Source organism: Pseudoalteromonas sp. Scap03 (assembly GCF_013393115.1).
Lineage (GTDB): Bacteria > Pseudomonadota > Gammaproteobacteria > Enterobacterales > Alteromonadaceae > Pseudoalteromonas.
The window spans coordinates 2,395,267-2,415,796 of sequence record NZ_VDEU01000001.1; the positions used below are offsets into that span (position 1 = coordinate 2,395,267).

Annotated in this window: 21 protein-coding genes; 18 read left to right on the plus strand and 3 right to left on the minus strand. The window is 38.0% G+C overall.

The features are described from left to right. Positions 1 to 102: 102 nt before the first annotated feature. From FHG08_RS10870 to FHG08_RS10885, 4 genes are all read left to right on the plus strand, one after another. On the plus strand, positions 103 to 321 hold the full coding sequence (locus FHG08_RS10870) for a hypothetical protein (protein WP_178956010.1): 219 nt from the start codon (positions 103 to 105) through the stop codon (positions 319 to 321). A 219-nt stretch (positions 322 to 540) separates the two neighbouring features. Then, positions 541 to 999, plus strand: coding sequence for a carboxymuconolactone decarboxylase family protein (locus tag FHG08_RS10875; protein ID WP_178956012.1), 459 nt, complete (start codon positions 541 to 543; stop codon positions 997 to 999). A gap of 31 nt (positions 1,000 to 1,030) precedes the next feature. Next, positions 1,031 to 1,762 carry a helix-turn-helix domain-containing protein gene (locus FHG08_RS10880; RefSeq protein ID WP_178956013.1) on the plus strand — a complete coding sequence of 244 codons (732 nt, stop codon included), beginning with the start codon at positions 1,031 to 1,033 and terminating at the stop codon, positions 1,760 to 1,762. Between the two features lie 192 nt (positions 1,763 to 1,954). Then, a complete protein-coding gene (locus tag FHG08_RS10885) occupies positions 1,955 to 2,218 on the plus strand; it encodes a hypothetical protein (RefSeq protein WP_178956014.1) in 264 nt (87 codons plus the stop codon). Positions 2,219 to 2,552: 334 nt separating this feature from the next. On the opposite strand, the gene FHG08_RS10890 is transcribed toward FHG08_RS10885, so the two are convergent. Beyond that, positions 2,553 to 3,560: an alpha/beta hydrolase gene (locus tag FHG08_RS10890; RefSeq protein WP_256729685.1), complete on the minus strand. Its 1,008-nt coding sequence runs from the start codon at positions 3,558 to 3,560 to the stop codon at positions 2,553 to 2,555. Between the two features lie 81 nt (positions 3,561 to 3,641). Between FHG08_RS10890 and FHG08_RS10895 the strand changes: the two genes are divergently transcribed. The 4 genes from FHG08_RS10895 to FHG08_RS10910 all read left to right on the plus strand — a co-directional run bounded on the left by FHG08_RS10895 (position 3,642) and on the right by FHG08_RS10910 (position 7,191). Next, complete coding sequence (locus tag FHG08_RS10895; RefSeq protein ID WP_178956015.1) at positions 3,642 to 4,019, plus strand: BlaI/MecI/CopY family transcriptional regulator; 378 nt, start codon at positions 3,642 to 3,644, stop codon at positions 4,017 to 4,019. After that, positions 4,019 to 5,368, plus strand: coding sequence for a M23/M56 family metallopeptidase (locus FHG08_RS19240; RefSeq protein WP_178956016.1), 1,350 nt, complete (start codon positions 4,019 to 4,021; stop codon positions 5,366 to 5,368). The genes FHG08_RS10895 and FHG08_RS19240 overlap by 1 nt, the downstream gene beginning before the upstream one ends. 47 nt (positions 5,369 to 5,415) lie before the next feature. After that, positions 5,416 to 6,084 carry an alpha/beta hydrolase gene (locus FHG08_RS10905; protein WP_178956017.1) on the plus strand — a complete coding sequence of 223 codons (669 nt, stop codon included), beginning with the start codon at positions 5,416 to 5,418 and terminating at the stop codon, positions 6,082 to 6,084. Between the two features lie 84 nt (positions 6,085 to 6,168). Further along, on the plus strand, positions 6,169 to 7,191 hold the full coding sequence (locus FHG08_RS10910; RefSeq protein ID WP_178956018.1) for an acyltransferase: 1,023 nt from the start codon (positions 6,169 to 6,171) through the stop codon (positions 7,189 to 7,191). A 207-nt stretch (positions 7,192 to 7,398) separates the two neighbouring features. On the opposite strand, the gene FHG08_RS10915 is transcribed toward FHG08_RS10910, so the two are convergent. Both FHG08_RS10915 and FHG08_RS10920 read right to left on the minus strand, forming a co-directional pair. After that, positions 7,399 to 9,132 carry an AMP-binding protein gene (locus FHG08_RS10915; RefSeq protein WP_178956019.1) on the minus strand — a complete coding sequence of 578 codons (1,734 nt, stop codon included), beginning with the start codon at positions 9,130 to 9,132 and terminating at the stop codon, positions 7,399 to 7,401. Between the two features lie 169 nt (positions 9,133 to 9,301). Continuing rightward, the gene (locus FHG08_RS10920) at positions 9,302 to 9,748 is read right to left on the minus strand and encodes a DUF3010 family protein (RefSeq protein ID WP_010389888.1); all 447 of its coding nucleotides are present in this window, start codon (positions 9,746 to 9,748) and stop codon (positions 9,302 to 9,304) included. Between the two features lie 374 nt (positions 9,749 to 10,122). On the opposite strand from FHG08_RS10920, the gene thrS reads away from it, so the two are divergent. The 10 genes from thrS (at position 10,123) to FHG08_RS10970 (ending at position 20,526) form a co-directional block, all read left to right on the plus strand. After that, positions 10,123 to 12,033 carry a threonine--tRNA ligase gene (gene thrS / locus FHG08_RS10925; RefSeq protein ID WP_008466944.1) on the plus strand — a complete coding sequence of 637 codons (1,911 nt, stop codon included), beginning with the start codon at positions 10,123 to 10,125 and terminating at the stop codon, positions 12,031 to 12,033. A 59-nt stretch (positions 12,034 to 12,092) separates the two neighbouring features. Next, complete coding sequence (gene infC, locus FHG08_RS10930; protein WP_008466946.1) at positions 12,093 to 12,653, plus strand: translation initiation factor IF-3; 561 nt, start codon at positions 12,093 to 12,095, stop codon at positions 12,651 to 12,653. A 212-nt stretch (positions 12,654 to 12,865) separates the two neighbouring features. Continuing rightward, a complete protein-coding gene (gene rpmI / locus FHG08_RS10935) occupies positions 12,866 to 13,066 on the plus strand; it encodes a 50S ribosomal protein L35 (RefSeq protein WP_004587840.1) in 201 nt (66 codons plus the stop codon). A 15-nt stretch (positions 13,067 to 13,081) separates the two neighbouring features. Continuing rightward, positions 13,082 to 13,444: a 50S ribosomal protein L20 gene (gene rplT / locus FHG08_RS10940; RefSeq protein ID WP_008110477.1), complete on the plus strand. Its 363-nt coding sequence runs from the start codon at positions 13,082 to 13,084 to the stop codon at positions 13,442 to 13,444. 306 nt (positions 13,445 to 13,750) lie between these two features. Then, positions 13,751 to 15,568 carry a M14 family metallopeptidase gene (locus FHG08_RS10945; RefSeq protein WP_138621113.1) on the plus strand — a complete coding sequence of 606 codons (1,818 nt, stop codon included), beginning with the start codon at positions 13,751 to 13,753 and terminating at the stop codon, positions 15,566 to 15,568. 1 nt (position 15,569) lies between these two features. After that, positions 15,570 to 16,211, plus strand: coding sequence for an MBL fold metallo-hydrolase (locus FHG08_RS10950; protein WP_138621115.1), 642 nt, complete (start codon positions 15,570 to 15,572; stop codon positions 16,209 to 16,211). An 84-nt stretch (positions 16,212 to 16,295) separates the two neighbouring features. Further along, positions 16,296 to 16,754, plus strand: coding sequence for an Lrp/AsnC family transcriptional regulator (locus tag FHG08_RS10955; protein ID WP_008110469.1), 459 nt, complete (start codon positions 16,296 to 16,298; stop codon positions 16,752 to 16,754). A 116-nt stretch (positions 16,755 to 16,870) separates the two neighbouring features. After that, a complete protein-coding gene (locus tag FHG08_RS10960; protein ID WP_010389896.1) occupies positions 16,871 to 18,427 on the plus strand; it encodes a SulP family inorganic anion transporter in 1,557 nt (518 codons plus the stop codon). Positions 18,428 to 18,631: 204 nt separating this feature from the next. After that, positions 18,632 to 19,705 carry a sensor histidine kinase gene (locus tag FHG08_RS10965; protein ID WP_054200860.1) on the plus strand — a complete coding sequence of 358 codons (1,074 nt, stop codon included), beginning with the start codon at positions 18,632 to 18,634 and terminating at the stop codon, positions 19,703 to 19,705. Continuing rightward, a complete protein-coding gene (locus FHG08_RS10970) occupies positions 19,702 to 20,526 on the plus strand; it encodes a LytTR family DNA-binding domain-containing protein (protein WP_178956023.1) in 825 nt (274 codons plus the stop codon). Before FHG08_RS10965 ends, FHG08_RS10970 begins: the two co-directional genes overlap by 4 nt. Positions 20,527 to 20,530 lie beyond the last annotated feature (4 nt).

Genomic DNA, 20,530 nt, shown 5'->3' on the forward strand with positions numbered 1-20,530 from the left:
CACTATTTGTTATTAATATAAGTTCATAAAATGAGGATGTTTTTCGTGAAAATAGAGAAGCTGTCCTCTAATAAAGCTGTGACATGCAAAAAGGAATTTCGTATGAATATCAATGCAACAATTCTCGGTCAATTTATTTTTATATCAATGATCGTAATAACTGGTTTAAGCTTTTATCTCGGTAAACGTAAAACCCAAAATGTTAAAACAACAACCTTTATTGGTTTTTTATTGTCATTTATACCGCCATTAGGTTTAATATTTGTCGCAGTTTTGGCACTCAAAAACGATGTTATAAATAATAATGACTCTACTATTTAGGTGCCTAATTTTATATAAAATCCATTTTAATTTTCTAAAACAGTTGGTTAGGCTCTGAACCATTACATATTGAAACCACTGTTTAGTGCGCTTAATATGACGTTAAAAGGCCTAATCTAACCCCAGCTTAAATTTAAAATGAATACGTGTCGAAAATATTCAATACCTATATTGAGACAAAAGCTATCTTAGCTCCAACTACATTTAAGGAGGTGAGATATGTTTTTTCGTGCAAATTATTTTGAGCTAGCACCTAAAGCAATACAGATTCTGATGAACCAAGAAGACTATCTGCGTAAGCAATTTAGTATTTCAGAAACAGTAACAATCCCGATCTGGGAATTGATTAAACTAAGAGTGTCGCAGATGAATCAGTGTGCCTTTTGTATTGATATGCACAGCAAAGACGCATTGAGTCATGGGGAAACTCATGAACGTATTATTGGCTTAAGTGCATGGCGTAATATGCCTTTATATTCTAAGACAGAACTAGCTGCGCTCGATTGGGCTGAATATTTGACCCTAGCTAACCCCGTAGACGAAGAGTTCTATAAGAATACGGTAGAAGTATTAGGTGAAAAAGCTGTAGTGGATTTGACCATTGCGATTAATGCTATCAATAGCTGGAATCGAATTGCTAAGACGTTTATGCCAGAGGTAGGCAGCTATAAACCGTAATAAATTATTTGAACAGGCATTTAATTTTCAGTTGTCTCAACCATCGGGGCAGCTGTCTGCGTTTGTGCAGGGAGTATGGTCAGCATCTGTACAGCAACCGGTTCCGATAGTAAAGCCGCTGTATTCTGATGCTGGCAGCGGCATTATTTTTAACCTTGTTGGTGACGTGATGATTGGCAATGAAACCCTGCCGGAAGGTGTCATTATGCTTGCTATAAATAAACAGACTGAGAATATTGTTCTGCAATCTGGAGCACAACTCTCAGGCATTCGTTTCCATCCAGCCATTTGCTATGGTGTTTTGGGACAGCATTACGACAAGCCAACACTTTTATTGCCAGAGGAAGACCAGCTTTATAACCTTTATGGGGTTTATAATGATCTCCGAATTCAAAAAGACATTGAAAGGCGAATTGAAACTCTGCACCGCTGGGCAGATAAAAACCTAGATTTTTCCAAAGTAATTCCAGCCCCTCTGAAGAAAGCACTAATGTATATCGAGCAGGATGAAACGCCGGGGCAATTAAGTGCAAGTATTGATTTGAGCCAACGGCAAATTGAGCGTATTTTTAAACTTTGGCTAGAAATGACTCCCAAACATTATCAGCGGATTTTAAGGGTTAAAAAAACAATCAGCTTTTTACGAACATACAAAAAAGCAAACTTAGCTGATGTTGCTCACCAATTTGGATTTAGTGATCAGGCGCATATGACACGGGAATTTCGTACTTTTGCATGTATTACGCCAGGGCAAATAGAGTGAGTTTTTGGCTTTCATACTTGGTTACCACCGGTAAATGTTTTTCAGCTAACTCAATAAAACTAATTTCGTGCAAAGCCTATTTATCAAATCATTAAACAGGACAAAAGTAGTTGGCATTTTCTCCTTTTTCGCTTATTTTAGCCAACCATTTTTTGCCTCATAATGAGGTATCACTTTTGTAGGAAACGCACGATGAAAACAATAATCTTCAGTCTTTTAATAGTCACTACTTTATTTTCAGCTAGCACGTTCGCAAATAATGATTCGCAATACGAACAAATGGCAAAGCAACTTTCAAAACAGCTAGAAACTTCCATGAAAGTAATGAATAACCCAAAGTTAATTAAAGCCAATGCAAAATATATAAAAAGTTTATATGAAGCTTTGGTTGAAGAGGGTTTTACTAAAGAGCAAGCATTACAACTCGTTGCAGCAACTCTAGCAAGCAAAAAGTAAAACTAACGAGCCTAGTAACCATGTGAATACTAACAGCTCACTCAGTTTTGCTTCGCTTCACATTTTAGCAAATTACTACCAGCCCCTCCTGCGGGGCTATGGATCAAAACGGAGACTGGAGTATAACTATGCTATTAGCTAATCTCTCACACCCGTTAGCTTAAGCTGACACCCATTCTAAAAATTCAATATGTAAAAGCGGACTTGTATTTTGAATTTGGTACAGTTTTAACAAATAAATAAAGTGACTGTTTTTAGATTTTATTCGCCTCATATCTAACTGGTAGTGCCAACTAATAAATTTGGAGTTTATCTGATAGGTAAGTACTAGCGATTATTTCTGTAATTGGTAAAATTTTACCAATCCTTTTGATAGCCCAATAGGAAAGGTCGAGTAATGATCGCTTCCTTCAACAACTTCCTCTTCTAGCTTTAATTTTTGGTAATTACGTGAGCGTAATAGATTTGCAAACTTCACATGACCTGCGACCATATCTTCTTTCATGCCATTTTCTAACGTTTCTAATGCGCCAGTTGCCATAAATACATTAGCCTGCAGCGATGTGTTTTTCTGGGCATATTTATTTTCTAACTCAAATATCCAATTATTCTTAAACCAGAGTGAAGGGCTGGTTAAGATATAAGTAGAAAACAGCTCAGGCTTGGTCAACAATACCCAAGCGGCAAAAGATCCCCCCAATGATTGCCCAGACAATATTCTTTGTTCAGGGTTAACTCGGTAATTGCGCTCAATGTACTGAAAGATTTCTTTTTCAATAAATGCTAAGTATTCAGTTGCTCCACCTGTGGTGTATTTTGTCCAGCTCTGATCAACGACAGGTGTTAAATCTCTAACTCGACTAAATTGACCGTCTTCTCCGTGAGCAAATGAAATACCAACAATAATGACTTTATCCATGTCTCGAACATGAGTGACACCAGCAGCTACTTTAAAAGTATAAGGTCCATCATTTAAGTAAAGTACAGGGTATTTTTTAGATTTATTCTCTACTAAGAAATAACTACGGGGTACTTTGATATATAAATCGTATTTCTTACCCAGCACTGTGGATTTAATTGTTACTACTTTACTGTTAGCAATTTCAAAACGATGGCCTTCAGCGAGTGCAAGATTGCTGCAAATTATATTGAGCATAAAAATTAAAGCTAAGTATTTTACAAAACACGAGGAGGAAATAATTAAACTGCATATTGTCAAAAAAGTAGTCGGTTTCATTTTGGCTAAATCCTTTGCTATCGATAATGCTAAAGTTGAAAAGTTTTTAGTATGACAAACAGTAACTTGATGTCCATCTAACGTTTTATCCAGTTTCAAACTCATAGTGCGACACGTGTCACGGTGTTGCGTTTTAACATACAGGATGTTAAAGTGCGACACAAGTCACACCTCTTGAGTCTTTATATGAAACCCAATTCAACAGAGTTAGAAATACTGAAATTACTTTGGAAAAAACAGCCACGTACAGCCAAAGAGATTCATGAACACTTAGAATCAAAGTATGGCTGGTCATACTCATCTACACGTAAAACCTTAGAAAGAATGGGCAATAAAGGAATTTTAGAGGTGGGCTCCTCTGGCAACAAAAAAACCTTTAAAGCATTAGTTGAGAAAATACCGACGCTAGCATCTTATATGCAGGAATTCGCAACCAATGTCTTAGAGTTAGATGAACCACTCCCTGTCACTATGTTCGCTGATAGCCGTTTAATAAATAAAGCTGAAGTCGATGAATTAGAGGAATTGTTAAATCAACTTTCAAAGGATGAAAAACAAAAGTAGTGGACTCTTTCATTATTCAATTCATAGTAAATAGTATTTTTCCTTGGCTTATATTTTCTGGGCTTGTTTATGTTTGCTCATCTTATATAACCAAGCACGACAATACCTCGCCAGGTATTTGGTGGTCTGCGCTTATAGCCAGCTTTTTACCTTTTATTCCTTTATCTCTTGGCACTATTAATATACCTATCCCTGATTTCGATTATATAAGCTCTAGTTTGCAAAGCGCACAAATAGTAAAGCAAGCCAGTATAACCCATGTAAGTTTGCAGAAAATTGATTTAATCTCAACAGCGCTAATTGTTGGTTACTTTGGTTTTACCTGCTTAAAACTCGTTAAATTATTGCTTGTGTGGCAGAAACTCAAAAGCTTAACGAGATCTTCTGAGTCAATAAATGAGCTGTCGACTAGTAAGGTGAAGATTGTCATTTCCTCGCAAAACCACAGTCCTTTTGTCATTGGTATAACAACAGCCTATGTTGTGCTACCTCATTATTTTTCATTCCTAAATAAAGATCAGCAAGGCATTTTGATTCAACACGAGCTAACCCATATTACAAACAAAGATCATATTACGATTCTTTTATGGAGGATCTTAAGCATCGTTTTATGGATAAACCCATTTGTTAAAAAGATGGAATGGCAGTTTATTCGCGCTATGGAGCATAGGTGTGATAGACATACAATATGTCGCTTTAATCTCAACAAACATGATTATGCTAAGGCACTGCTGCAATCATTAAAAAAGAGCATTCAATTTAGTAACAACAATCCAGTCGCTCAATTTAGTTCTGCTGTGCTTTGTGCTGATGATTACAAAGCGAGGCTTTCAAATATTGCTTCGCCATCGAGTAAAAGCAAACTTGCTTTAACTTTTAAGTTCTTCTTAATGATACTGGTTATTTTTAGTCTGCATACATTTTTAAAAGACCCCGCAATGACAGGGAAGCTCACTTGGCAACATCCACTAAATAGCCATACGATCAGCTCAACATTTCGTAGCATAAGCAAAGTCAGAGGATATAAACCGCATCAAGGTATAGACTATGTTGCCCAAAGAGGAAGCCCTGTGCTGTCTGCTGCAGATGGAGTAATAGTTATTTCAGGTAACAAAACCTTGCATTCGAACTATGGAAATACTGTATTAATTCAACATAAAAGTGGCTATCAAACGTTATATGCGCACCTAGAATCAAGTGACGCTAAAGTCGGCTCTTGGGTTAAAGCAGGGCAGGTTATTGGTATCATTGGTGATACAGGTAAAACGACAGGGGTTCACCTGCACTTTGAAGTAATTAAAGACAACCAAAGAGTTGATCCTAGTTTAGTCCTCGTTACTAAATCATAAAATAATGGCTTTTATTTCAAATGTTTATAGAGTTATAAAGGTGTAATATGTATCAAAAGCTGCTTTTTATTATTTTTACTTTTCTTTTTAGTTCATTTAGCTATGGTGGCAAAGTATATGAGAGCTTCCCAGACAAAGTAAATCCATCAGAGCATTATGTTTTTTATTCTCACGGATTCATTGTAGAGGGTAAAGATCCCACACCTATTCATGAGCGTTGGGGGCAATATAACTTTCCAGCGATTAAACAGGAACTTGCCGACTCAAGCTATCATTTAATTGCTACTCATCGGCCAGCTAAGACTCACCCTTTTAACTACGCTCAACAGCTATCTAAACAAGTAACTAAGTTACTAAAAAATGGCATACCTGCGAGCAATATATCGCTAGTTGGCTTTTCTCGCGGCGGGTTTATTACGGCAATTACATCGAGCCATTTAAAAAACATCGATATTAACGTTGTGATTTTAGCGGCTTGTACCAGTGGATTAGCTAAAAAAACAGAAATAGCTATTTATGGTCATTTATTTTCAGTGTACGAAACCTCTGACTCTGTTGGTTCATGTGACGATGTCGTTAATAGAAGCATTAATACGGTTAGTTCTTACACAGAAATATCTATTTCAACGGGTAAAGAACATGGCGCTTTTTTCACACCGAGAAAAGAATGGATATTACCCGTTAAAGCGTGGCTCAAACGTAAAAAGATTCAGTAATATCGTATAAGCCTAAGTTCACATAGCCGATAATTAAATTTAAACAATTTTAAAAAATAATAAGCTAAGGATTAAATCAACTTCATGGAAATTAGAAAATTAAATTCTCTAAGAGCTTTAGCTGCCCTTATTGTATTTGTTACTCACTTTTCAGATATTACTCATTGGTTAAATGGTTCCCTAGGCGGCGGTTCAGGAGCCTATGGCGTAATGTTATTTTTCCTTCTTAGTGGTTTTTTAATGTCATTTCTCTATTTAGATACCAAATTTAGCAGACTGAACATTAGACGATACGTACTAGCTAGAGCCGGACGAGTTTTACCTCTGTACCTTGTAATTGTTTTTAGCTCTTACTTATTAACTCAAAATAATTATGACATTTTATACAACATAACTGATCTTAATTCGCTAATAGGTCACCTTTTGTTCATGCATGGTGAAAGCGTACTTTGGACAATTCCACCAGAAATACAATTTTATATAATCTTACTCGTTTTTTGGTTTTTAGCAGGCGATAGAAAAGGGTATATATATTTACTAATTGTGACTTTTATGATGTTTTGGTACTTGGCTGACTTCCCAAGAGTATTTGGTGAAATTAAAAGTGTCCATTACAACATATTTAGTACTTTAAGAACGTTACCGTACTTTTTTATTGGCGTTATATTTGGTTTGCATTACAAATTATTTAAAGTGCCGAGTTATATGAAGAGCAACTGGTTTATATTAGCTTTGTGTTTAATACCTTTATTGTATCCTGAGTTTTCACCTATTAACGAGGGTGACAAGAAAAGAATGTGGCTTAGTTATGAAGTTCTATTTGTTATGAGTACAGTATTCTTTTGTGTTGTTTTTTTAATCCCAGACAACAATATTTTTTTAGCAAATAAGGTTGGTGACTTTTTAGGTAAAGTGTCTTACTCATTTTATTTATTGCATATGCCTATTATTGGAATGGTGAATAAGTTTAATTTAAATATTGAACTTAAACTGTTGCTATCACTAAGCCTGAGTGTTTTTTTTGCGCATCTATCGTACGTATTCTTTGAAAGGCCTATTGCAAATAAAATTAGAAGCGCCTCAAATAAAAAGAAGCTCAACATTTAAATTTTACACATTTAAGAAAGCTAGAATGTTTATTACACTGGACTTTGTTGTTTATTCTGCTCCATATCACTAGGTGCGAAAGAAAATAGAGAGTTTAAAATTCGAAATACGCATCCCCTAATGTTGCTGAGCCTTAGGTTGATAATTTATATTTAAAATACAATGCAACGTTTAATCGTTGCATTGTAATAAAGTAGCCGTTAATTATTACGAAAATGCAGATTCGGCGAGCTCTTCTTGCATTTGTTCGCGCATTTTAAATTTTTGCAATTTGCCGGTTACTGTCATCGGGTAATGTTCTACAAAACGAATGTATTTAGGCTGTTTAAAGTAGGCGAGTTTGTCCTTTAAAAATAATCGAATTGCTTGCTCATCAAGCACTTCACCTTCTTTAGGCTGGATCCAGGCACAGACTTCTTCGCCAAACTTTTCATCGGTAATACCAAAAATTGCCGCATCTTGTATCCCTGGGTAGGTGTATAAAACTTCCTCAATCTCACGGGGATATATATTTTCTCCGCCGCGAATAATCATGTCTTTAATTCTGCCAACAATACTGACAAAGCCTTCACTGTCCATTACTCCTAAATCGCCTGAATGTAACCAACCTTTATTATCGATAGTGGCTTTGGTTTTCTCTTCATCATTCCAATAGCAGCGCATAATGCCGGCACCACGGCTACAGACTTCACCGGGTTGGCCTATTTTTTGAACTTCACCCAGTTCATCAATAATTTTTACTTCAGTGTGCGCAAGCGCTCGTCCTACTGTGGTGACTTGACGCTCAATTGATGAGTCGGTTTCAGTGATATTGTTGATTGGGCTACACTCTGTTTGTCCATAGGCTATAACGACTTGGTTCATATTCATTAGTGTTTGTACTTTACGCATAACTTGTTCAGGACAGGTTGAGCCTGCCATAACGCCGGTTCGTAATGTACTTAAGTCATAATCACTGAAGTTATTAAGCTCTAATTCGCTTATAAACATGGTAGGCACGCCATGAAGCGCGGTGCATTTTTCTTGTTGTACCACCTCTAATGTGGTTTTTGGATCGAAAGAATCACTTGGATAAATAGCTGCAGCGCCTTTACTTACGCACAATAAGCTGCCTAAAACCATGCCAAAGCAATGATAAAGCGGTACAGGGATACACAGCTTATCATGTTCAGTAAAATGCATTGCTTGGGCAACAAGCAGTGCATTATTAAGAATGTTTTTATGCGTTAGTGTAGCCCCTTTAGGATTCCCTGTGGTACCTGAAGTAAATTGAATATTAATGTCTTGATTACAATTTAGAGTTTTTGCCACTGCTTGAAGTTCTAACTGGTGAGCGTCTGTCGGCATGGCGAGTACTTCATTAAACGAAAACATACCATTTACTGGCTCATCACTTATACAAATTACATTTTTTAATGAAGGGAGCTTAGCGGCTTTTAATTTCCCTTTTTGGCAACTATTTAGCTCTGGGGCTAAACTTTGTAGCATATTAACGTAGTGACTGCCCTTAAATGAAGTAGCAGTAATAAGCGTGGAACATTCAACACTATTAAGTGCATATTGCAGTTCACTGGGGCGGTAAGCTGGGTTAATACACACCATGATTGCGCCGATTTTAGCTGTTGCAAATTGTGTTAAGCACCACTGTATGTTATTGGGTGACCAAATACCGACTCTGTCACCGACTTTTACCCCTAATGCCAACAACCCCATAGCAAGTTGATCAATCTGTTGCTGAAATTCCTTATAGTTTAAGCGAATATTTTGGTGAGCAACAACAACTGCCAATGCCTCTGGGTTATTGTCGACAATTGAGTCGAGGTACTCTCCAATTGTTTGCTCTATTAGCGGTGTGCTTTGAATCCCCTTAAAATAACTATTTGATAGCGGTATAGTGTTTATTTGTTCTACTTCTTTATGCACTGTTTGTGTCGCTTTCATGACATTCTCCATGTTTTTATCTATCCAAGGCTTGTTGATTAAATAATCATGAATTGTCGACAAAGGGAAGGGGGTTAGACTAATGTCTTACACTTTTATTTGAAAATTTAGACATAAAAAAACGCGTAATATTGAGCTATTACGCGTTTTTACAAGGATGCAATTGGTATTACATTTCGTCGCTGCGGTAGGTTTTTTTCATGATATAAACGTAAGCATTAACGAATGCATTTTCTTGATATTTTTTAAGGCCAGTGTCTTCGAACGCGATAGGGATAGGGTTGCGTTTTACTTGCTCTTTTATTTCAGTAGTTGAAAACACGCGAACATCGAGGTTGTCGATTAATTGAATCGCCGTTTCCATTTTGAACCCTTTAGCGCTACCTGCAAATTTACCTTTAGGCTGGCGTTCGCGAATGGCAACAGAATCAATTTGGTAATCTTGCATCAGCTTTGCAAAATCAAATTGAAATTTACGCATTATTTCAGTGTCGTTACCGTTACCTAATGTAAAGCGTGTTTGGCGCACGTCACGAATATCAAAAACGTCGTTATCTTTACTTAAAATACAAAGTAGTACATCGCTACCGGTAATTTCTACACCACATGTTCTCATTGTTAATCTCTACTATAACTTAATTACCGGTTATTATACGCAACACGCATTAAAATGCGAGTTTAAGCACTTTGTGTGCTGCTTTAATATAGTCCTTTACGCTAATTTGATGCGGCGTGACTGAAGAAAAGTTATTAATTGCACATTTATGTTAAAAATGCGTGGTTTTTAGTAGCTTAAAACTTGTAATTAACGCTGCAGCACGCGACAATATCTTTTTTGTAGTTGAGCAGACTCAACATCTACATTAGCCTTTGGCGGCGAAAAATAGTCAATGCTTATTCGTAAAAGCGTTGTCGAGTCATTCTCATTTAATTAATTAAAAAATACACGTGATACATTGTAGGTGTCACCACTGTATGTAAGGATTTATAATGCCAGTTATTACTCTCCCTGACGGTAGTCAGCGTAGTTTTGAAAACCCTGTAAGCACGCTTGATGTTGCAAACGATATTGGCCCTGGTCTTGCTAAAGCAACCATCGCCGGCCGTGTTAATGGCGAACGTGTGGATGCATGTGATTTAATTTCAGCCGACTCTCGTCTTGAAATTATTACAGCAAAAGATGACGATGGTTTAGAAATTATTCGCCATTCTTGTGCCCACCTAATTGGTCATGCAGTTAAGCAACTTTTCCCAGACGCTAAAATGGCGATTGGTCCTACTATCGATAACGGTTTTTACTATGATATTGATATGGAACATTCGTTATCTCAAGATGATCTTGATGCTATTGAAAAGCGTATGTTACAGCTTGCAAAAACAAACTACGATGTAGTGAAAAAAACCGTTAGCTGGCAAGAAGCACGCGATACGTTTGCGGCGCGTGGCGAAACATACAAAATAGAAATTCTTGACGAAAATATTGCTCAAGATGATCGCCCAGGTTTATACCACCACGAAGAATACGTAGATATGTGTCGTGGACCACATGTTCCTAACATGAAATTCTGTCAAAACTTCAAAATTATGAAGGTAGCAGGTGCATACTGGCGTGGTGATTCTGAAAATAAAATGCTGCAGCGTATTTACGGCACAGCGTGGGGCGATAAAAAGCAACTTAAAGCGTACTTAAAGCGTTTAGAAGAAGCTGAAAAACGTGATCACCGTCGTATTGGTAAAGCACTTGATTTATGGCACTGGCAAGAAGAAGCGCCAGGCATGGTATTTTGGCACAACGATGGTTGGAGCATTTACCGTGAATTAGAAGAATTTGTGCGTGAAAAATTACGTGAGTACCAATACGAAGAAGTAAAAGGTCCAATGATGATGGACCGTTCGTTATGGGAAAAATCAGGTCACTGGGAAAAATATTCAGAAGCCATGTTTACCACGGAGTCTGAAAAGCGTGAATACGCAATCAAGCCAATGAACTGTCCAGGTCACGTACAAATATTTAACCAAGGTTTAAAATCATACCGTGATTTACCATTGCGTATGGCTGAGTTTGGTTGTTGTCACCGTAACGAGCCATCAGGCGCACTTCACGGTTTAATGCGTGTGCGTGGCTTTACCCAAGATGATGCACATGTATTCTGTACTGAAGAGCAAATCATGGATGAAGTATCGGCCTGTATTAAAATGGTTTACGATACGTATGAAACATTCGGCTTTGAAAAAATTGTAGTTAAACTTTCAACTCGTCCAGAGCAACGTATTGGCGAAGATGAAATGTGGGACAAAGCTGAGCTTGCACTTGCTGATGCACTTAAGGCAAATGACATTGAATTTGATTACCTACCAGGTGAAGGGGCGTTTTATGGTCCTAAAATTGAATTTACTTTGTACGATTGCTTAGACAGAGCGTGGCAGTGTGGTACAGTGCAACTAGACTTTGCATTACCTGGTCGTTTAGGCGCAACATATGTGGCTGAAAATAACGAACGACGTACACCTGTTATGATACACCGCGCTATATTAGGGTCTATTGAGCGCTTCATCGGTATTTTAACAGAAGAGTATGCTGGTTTATTCCCAACGTGGCTTGCGCCTAAGCAAGTGGTGATTATGAATATCACCGATAAACAAGCACCGTATGTTCAGGAAATTGTACAAAAATTAAATAAACTTGGAATTAGAGCCGCTGCTGACTTGAGAAATGAGAAGATTGGCTTTAAAATCCGTGAGCATACACTTAAGCGTATTCCTTACTTATTGGTTGTTGGCGACAAAGAAGTTGAGCAACAAGAAGTAGCAGTACGAACTCGCACAGGTGAAGACCTAGGCAAATTTAATGTCGATGATTTTGTAGCTAAAATCAGTGAAGAAATCAAAAATCGACAGTAAAAATCGAGCGTGTAGGGCAAGCAAAAATAGCCAGCTACACGCTTATATTATTGATATTCTTGGAGGAACGTACTATTAGAGGCGGCAAGAAAGGGCAACAAACAGCTCAAAAAAATCGTATTAACGAAGAAATTACAGCGCAAGAAGTTCGTTTAATCGACATCGACGGCGAACAAGCTGGAATTCAGTCATTAAAAGACGCGCAAGCTATGGCTGATGCAGCGGGTGTTGATCTTGTAGAGATCAGTCCAAATGCTGAGCCGCCTGTTTGTAAGGTTATGGATTACGGTAAGTTCATCTTTGAAAAAAGCAAAGAACTAAAAGAGCAGAAGAAGAAGCAAAAGCAGATCCAGATTAAAGAAATCAAATTCCGTCCAGGTACGGATGAAGGTGATTATCAGGTTAAGCTACGCAACTTACGCAAGTTCTTAGAAGCTGGCGATAAAGCTAAGATAACTATCCGCTTCCGTGGTCGTGAAATGGCTCACCAAGAAATTGGTATCGAATTATTAAACCGTATTAAAACCGATTTAGAAGAATTAGCAGTTGTTGAATCTTTCCCAAATCGTGTTGAAGGCCGTCAAATGGTTATGATGATGGCGCCGGTTGCTAAAAAGTAATAATTAGGCGATAATACGCACCGAATTTAGCTCAGGTTTGCAAGTGATATGAAAATGTCCACCTGAGTTAACCGGTTTTAAAGTAAAATTGCGGTATTTATATCGGGTTTTCACCGGAACATAGCAGTAAGTTAGGCCTTTAAAGTGGAGCTATAGCAATATATCTCACGCCTTCTTACTAATTTTAAAGCAATACAATTGGAGTTATTGCAATGGCTTACAAGCTAAAAAGTCACAGAGGCGCAGCTAAGCGTTTCAAAAAGACTGCTTCTGGCGGTTTCAAGCGTAAACAAGCGCATCTTCGTCACATTCTGACTAAGAAAACTTCTAAGCGTAAGTTACACCTACGTCCTAAGATGATGGTTCATAAAAATGACCATGGTCTAGTTTCACGTATGTTACCATTCGCTTAATAGGGGTTTTTAGAAATGGCAAGAGTTAAACGCGGCGTTGTCGCACGTGCACGTCACAAAAAAGTTTTAAAACAAGCGAAAGGTTACTACGGAGCACGTTCACGTGTTTACCGCGTAGCTTTCCAGGCTGTTACTAAAGCGGGTCAATACGCTTACCGTGACCGCCGTGCTAAGAAACGTACTTTCCGTCAATTATGGATTGCACGTATCAATGCTGCTTCACGTCAAAATGGTCTGTCTTACAGCCGTTTTATCAATGGTCTTAAAAAGACATCTGTAGAAATCGATCGTAAGATCCTTGCAGATATCGCTGTTTACGACCAAGTTGCATTCGCAGCGCTTGTAGCAAAAGCAAAAGAAGGCCTAGCGGCAGCTTAAGTTTTTGTATAAGTATTGAAAAGGAGCCTATGGCTCCTTTTTTTGTGCCTGCTATTTACTGCTTTAGCTATGTCATACCTTTTAGTTCCGTGTATCCATTTAACTTAAATTAGCTAAACCAGAATTTTAGGCATGTTCATTGTTGCTCTTAAGGTTGATATTAATTATGTTTTTATCAGTACTTGAGCAAATAATCAAAGGGAACTGCAGTTGGCTGCATTTTTTTGTTGAACTACCGCAGTTTTGGCATCTAAAAAGCTTTAATTGCTATAATTTTTTTAATTAATGCGTTTGCTAGAGAAGTATATGTTTATAAGTTTATTGGTTTTATCTGCAAGTATGGCGAATAACAGTCATTTACCGCCATTATTACCATGGGAAGGTGCGAGCACATCGCTATTGCAACAACAGGGACCTTTAACCACAGACTTTGAAATTTCTGCAGGAGTCTCGTCTCCTAATTATGCTGATACCATGGCATTTGTTGATAGGTTGGTAGCGGCTAATCCCACTCAATTTAAATCAAAAACGATTGGCTATAGTAATAGTAAACGTGCAATAAAAATGTTGATTGCCAGCGAACAAGGCTTTTTTGATGCTGGGCAAATGGCTAACAGCACTAAACCAACTTTGCTTATTCAGGCTGGTATTCACGCCGGTGAGATTGATGGTAAAGATGCAATGTTTATGTTGCTTAGAGATATTGCCACGGGTAAACGTCGCGATATATTAAAAAAGGTAAACATTTTATTTATTCCCATTCTTAATGTTGATGGGCATGAACGCAGTAGCGCATTTAATCGAATTAATCAGCGTGGTCCGGTAAAAATGGGTTTTAGAACAAACGCCAATAACCTTAATTTAAATCGTGATTTCACTAAATTAGATACCCCCGAGGTTAAAAGCGTACTTGCAGTCATTAACGATTACAATCCGAATTTATATATAGACGTGCATGTGACTGATGGGGCCGATTACCAATACGATGTAACCTACGGCTATAACCCAGTATTTGCTAGCGAGTCGCCTGCTATTTCGGATGCACTCAACCGTTACTTTAAACCTGTTATTGACCAAACCTTAACTGATCAAGGACATATCCCTGGCCCTTTAGTGTTTGTTATGGATAAACAAGAATTTAAATCGGGTTTAGCAGGTTGGGTGGCGACGCCTCGTTTTTCTAATGGCTGGGGTGATTTAAGGTCATTGCCAACTATTTTAGTCGAAAACCATTCTTTAAAACCCTATAAGCAACGCGTGCTAGGGACTTATGTATTTATAGATGGTGCTATTGAAGCGTTAGCAACCCATAAAGATAAACTCGCCAATGCGGTAAAAAAAGAACAGCAATTTGTGCCTAAGCAATTAATTGTTAAACGTGGTTACGCTGAGCAAGCTGATCATATCAAATTTAAAGGCATTGCTTATTCTAAGAATATGAATGCTTTGTCAAATCAGCAGGAAGTAAGTTATTTAGGTAAAAAGCAAGATTATGACAAGCTGCCTATTTTTTGGCAAAAAGAAGTACAGCACACGGTTGAAGTCCCTAAATCGTTTTTTATCCCGCCAGTGTATACCGATATTATCGAAAAGCTTGCCTTACATGGGGTATCAATTAATAAACTCAGTGGCGCCAATACACAGCCGTTAAAAATGGCAAAAGTGGCGCAATATAGCTTTGATAAAGCACCATTTGAAGGGCGATTTAGAGTGTCGGCACGTTTTAACTATGAACCGGCCACGAATGTCGATTTAGATGGTTGGTTTGAGGTCAGTACCCAACAAAAAGCAGGCGAGTTAGCCGTGCATTTATTGCATCCAGAAGCACCTGACTCTTTTTTTGCATGGGGTGAATTTAATACAATTTTTCAGCGAACAGAGTATATGGAAAATTACGCATTGCTCCCATTTGCTGAGAAAATGCTCCGCGATGATCCGAAATTAGCAAAAGCATTTAATAAAAAACTAAAGCAAGATAAAGCATTTGCTACAGATCCTGAAGCGCGCTTAAATTGGCTCTATGAACATAGCCCGTTTTACGATCAAGCTTATTTAAAATACCCAATTTTAATGTCATATGAACAAGATATAGTTATTCAAGCGCAAAAAAATAAAGAAATATAAGATGAAAATAATCACAATTCCCGTTACGCAGTTTATGCAAAATTGCCGAATTATAGTATGCGAACAAACCCAGCAAGCTGTGGTGGTAGATCCCGGTGGTGATGTTGACAAAATTAATGCAACACTAACACAGCATAACTTGAGCTTGTCAGCCATCTGGTTAACCCATGGACACTTAGACCATGTGGGTGGAGCTCATAGTTTACGTGAGCAATACAATATAAAGATTATTGGCCCACATAAGGATGAGCGCTTTTGGTTTGATAACTTACCAATGCAAGCCACAATGTTTGGATTTAAACCTATCAGTGCTTTTTACCCAGATGAATGGCTAGCACATGGTGATACCGTACAAGTTGGTCAGCTTGCATTTAAAGTACTGCATTGCCCAGGGCACACCCCAGGACACGTTGTATTTTATCAAGATACGCAAAGCACCGTTATTGTGGGTGATGTTATATTTAAAGGCTCAGTCGGTCGTACTGATTTTCCAAAAGGAGACAGTAAGCAGCTTATTAGCTCAATACAGGCCCATATAATGACGTTGCCACTGAGTACCGCAATTTTAAGTGGCCATGGTGAAGATACCGATGTCGCCAATGAGAAGGCAACCAATCCGTTTGTAAGTGGTCAATTTGGTTGATGTGTTTAATTGTTAAAAATATGCAGACTGCTTTTTAAAAAGGCTGTATAATTTAACCAATTTATTAGATAAATAAGAAATAAAATGTCTCTAAATCACGTAGATCGCCAAATATTGGCACTTTTACAACAAGATGCAAGTTTATCAACCGCTGAAATTGCAGATAAAGTAGGCCTATCTCAGTCTCCTTGTTGGCGTCGTATTGCTAAATTAGAACAAGATGGCTACATCAAAAGTAAAGTCGCATTGCTTGATGAAAAAAAGCTGGGCTTTGATATGTTGGTTTACGCCCATGTACGTTTATCAAACCATGGTAAAAAGAATCTAGCCGAGTTTGAAAAACTGATACTTAGCTATGATGAAGTGACTGAATGTTACACTATGGCGGGTACTATGGACTTTATGTTGCGTATTATTTCTCAAGGCATAGAAGGTTATGAGCACTTTGTACGCGATAACCTACTTAGCTTAGAGTACGTCCAAGAGGTTCATTCTAACGTGACCATGACCTGTGTAAAACGTAGTACAGCCTTACCACTGTAAAATAAAAATAAGCCGATGATAAACAAATCGGCTGCATTAACTATAATTGTGAAATGAGCGCTAATTTGATAGAATTCAGCGCTTTTTTTGTCAGCTAAATAAAACTGAGGAACTCAATGTTTAACTTACTCAGTAGGGCGCCAAGCTCTGCTAAAAACGATATTCTCTCTGGATTGACCGTGGCACTTGCCTTGATCCCAGAAGCTGTTGCATTTGCCTTTGTTGCAAATGTAGAACCCCTTGTTGGTTTATATGCCGCATTTATTGTTGGCTTAATTACGGCTATTTTTGGTGGTCGTCCAGGTATGATTTCGGGTGCAACCGGTGCGCTTGCGGTTGTAATGGTAAGTTTAGTACTGGATCACGGAGTGGAATATCTATTTGCCACTGTGTTGCTGATGGGGCTATTACAAATATTGGCTGGGGTATTTAAGCTCGGTAAGTTTATACGTATGGTTCCACATCCGGTGATGCTCGGTTTTGTAAATGGCTTAGCGATAGTTATATTTTTAGCACAGCTCGGGCAGTTTAAAGTACCTGATGGTGCTGGCGGTCAAGAATGGATGACGGGCAGTGCAATGTACATTATGCTCGGTTTAGTGGCGCTAACTATGGCTATTATTCACTTTTTGCCAAAATTAACGACCGCAGTCCCTTCGTCACTGGTTGCCATTGTGACGGTAACTGGCTTAGTTATTGGCCTTGACTTAGAAGCGCGTACAGTACTTGATTTCTTAAAAGGTATGACAGGTAATGAAGCTGCAACGATTGCCGGTGGTTTACCGCAGTTTCATATTCCTATGGTGCCTTTTAATTTAGAAACACTACAAATTATCTTCCCATATGCGCTTATTCTTGCAGCAATTGGCTTAATTGAATCGCTGTTAACGCTAAGCTTGATTGACGAAATTACAGAAACACGTGGCCATTCTAACAAAGAATGTATTGGCCAAGGTGCGGCAAACGTTACATGTGGTTTCTTTGGTGCAATGGGTGGCTGTGCCATGATTGGCCAATCTATGATTAACATTAATTCAGGTGGCCGTTCGCGTTTATCTGGTATTAGTGCTGCGCTGATGTTACTTGCGTTTATTATCTTTGCCTCAAGCTTAATTGAAATGATCCCACTAGCGGCATTAGTTGGGGTTATGTTTATGGTGGTACTGGGTACATTTGAATGGGCAAGTTTTAAAATGATGAAACGCGTGCCTTTATCTGACGCATTTGTAATTGTTTTAGTATCGGGTGTGACGGTTATCACTGACTTAGCCATTGCAGTGTGTGTGGGTGTTATTGTGTCTGCATTAGTATTTGCTTGGCAGCATGCTAAACATATTTACACAACGAACTATATTGATAAAGAAGGTTCAAAAGTGTACGAGTTACACGGGCCTTTATTCTTTGGCTCAGTTAAAAACTTTGCTGATTTATTTGATGTAAAGAACGACCCTAAAGACGTTATTGTTGAGTTTAAATACAGCCGTGTTGCGGATCACAGTGCAATAGAAGCAATTGATAGCCTAGCTGATAAGTACAATAAAGCGGGTAAAAAGTTGCATTTACGTCACTTAAGCAAAGACTGTACTGAACTACTTCATAAAGCACGTGATTTAGTGGAAGTAAACGTAATTGAAGATCCGACTTATAAAGTTGCTTCAGACAAACTTGCTTAATAAATAAAAAGTAAACATTGAGAAGCGAAAGGTACATACCTTTCGCTTTTTTTATGCATATAGCTCAATTGAATCGCTTAACCGAATAGCATCAGCCAACGTTATCGTTTGCGATAGGGCTATTAAAAAGTAAGACAGTTGGTAGTGCTATACACGTTGATAAATCGATATAATAATAACAAATTTATAAGGTAATAATTAATTTTGAATTGGCAGTCTTTAATTGATAACAGACAACGCTTTTTCTGGCTTTTGCAAATCGCTGGCTGGATAGGGTATGCGTTAGTTAATTACATTGGATCTAAAGTATTCGAAATGCGTGATATTTACGTATTCGTTATTTTACTTAATGCCTATGCGGGCTGTTTAATGACTGTCCCTTTGCGTTATATATATCGCAAAATTTGGAATGCCTCGCCTTGGGTCTTAATCATTGTTGTATTTAGTGCTTCGTATGTAACTGGTACGCTCTGGGCGGTGGTACAAAAGTTTAACTTGTGGGAAATTTATCGACACGGCTATCGCCCTGAAGAATGGTTCTATTATTTACAACAAGGGCTAGACTCCGTTTATATTATTTTGTGTTGGAGTGGCTTGTACTTTGGGGTTAAGTATTACCAGTTACTACAAAGTGAACGCCAAAAAGCGTTAAAAGCAACTACAATGGCGCACGAAGCGCAGTTAAAAATGCTCAGATATCAGTTAAACCCTCACTTTTTATTTAACACCCTCAATGCTATTTCCACTTTAATTTTGGTAAAAGAAAACAAAGATGCTAATTTAATGGTATCTAAGCTGAGTGACTTTTTGCGTTATACACTCAATACTGATCCAATTAAAAAAGTGCCACTAGAGCAAGAGTTACATGCATTAATGCTGTATTTAGAGATTGAACGTGTGCGCTTTGATGAACGGTTACAGGTTAATGTTGATGTGAGTGAGCAAGCTCAACAAGCATTGGTACCTAGCTTAATATTACAACCGATCATTGAAAATGCTATTAAGTACGCCATTGCTCACATGGCAGAAGGTGGCGTTATTGATATAAAAGCACAAGTATTTGCTAATGAATTATTACTTGAAGTGGGCGATAATGGCCCTGGCACTGAAATTGTAAATGGCCAGTTAGTTAATGCACAAGGCGTGGGTGTAGCAAACACCCAAGACAGATTAAAAACGCTCTACGAAAATAATTACTCGTTTGTATTATCACATAATACGCCAAGTGGATTGAAAGTTAATCTGCGAGTTCCGTTTGAGAAGGCTGTGAAGAAATGACAAGAATAAAAACGCTGATTGTTGATGATGAACCATTAGCACGTAAAGGCTTAGCCGTTAGGCTTGAAGAGTTTTCTGATATTGAAGTGATCAAACTATGTAGCTCAGGATTTGATGCGATCGAAAGTTGCAAAAACGAAAAAATTGACCTCGTATTTTTAGATATTCAAATGCCAGGCATGAATGGCTTTGAGGTAGCGCGTGCATTGAGTGAAAGTAGTAAAGACTTGCCTGCCATTGTATTTGTGACTGCGTTTGACCACTTTGCTGTTAAAGCATTTGAAATTCATGCTTTAGATTACATTTTAAAACCCGTTGATGATAACAGATTAAAACAGGCGGTAGAAAAAGTGCATACCTATTTAAAAACTCAGCAGGATAACGCCCATAAGAAAAAATTAGCCAGTTTTGTAGCTGGGATAACGGGTAATAACTGCGAAGAAATTTTAAAGAAATTAGCCACAGGTGATACCTTAACTGATCGTCGCTACCCTGAATCATTAGCAGTAAAAGAGCAGGGCGAAATTGTCAGAGTGCCAGTTGCTACCATACAGTGGGTAGATGCAGCGGGTGATTATATGTGTTTACATTGCCAAGATGGGCAAACGCATATATTACGTAAAACCATGAAAGAGCTAGAACAAGAGTTAGATCCAAGCTTATTTGTACGTGTCCATCGCAGCGCAATTGTTAACACTAAACAAATTAGTAAGCTGGTTACTCAGGTAAGTGGTGAGTACCTATTGGTACTTGAAAACGGTCAAGAGCTCAAAGTTAGCCGAAGCTATCGAGACAAAGTAAAAGCAGCGCTGGCAAGCTAAATTA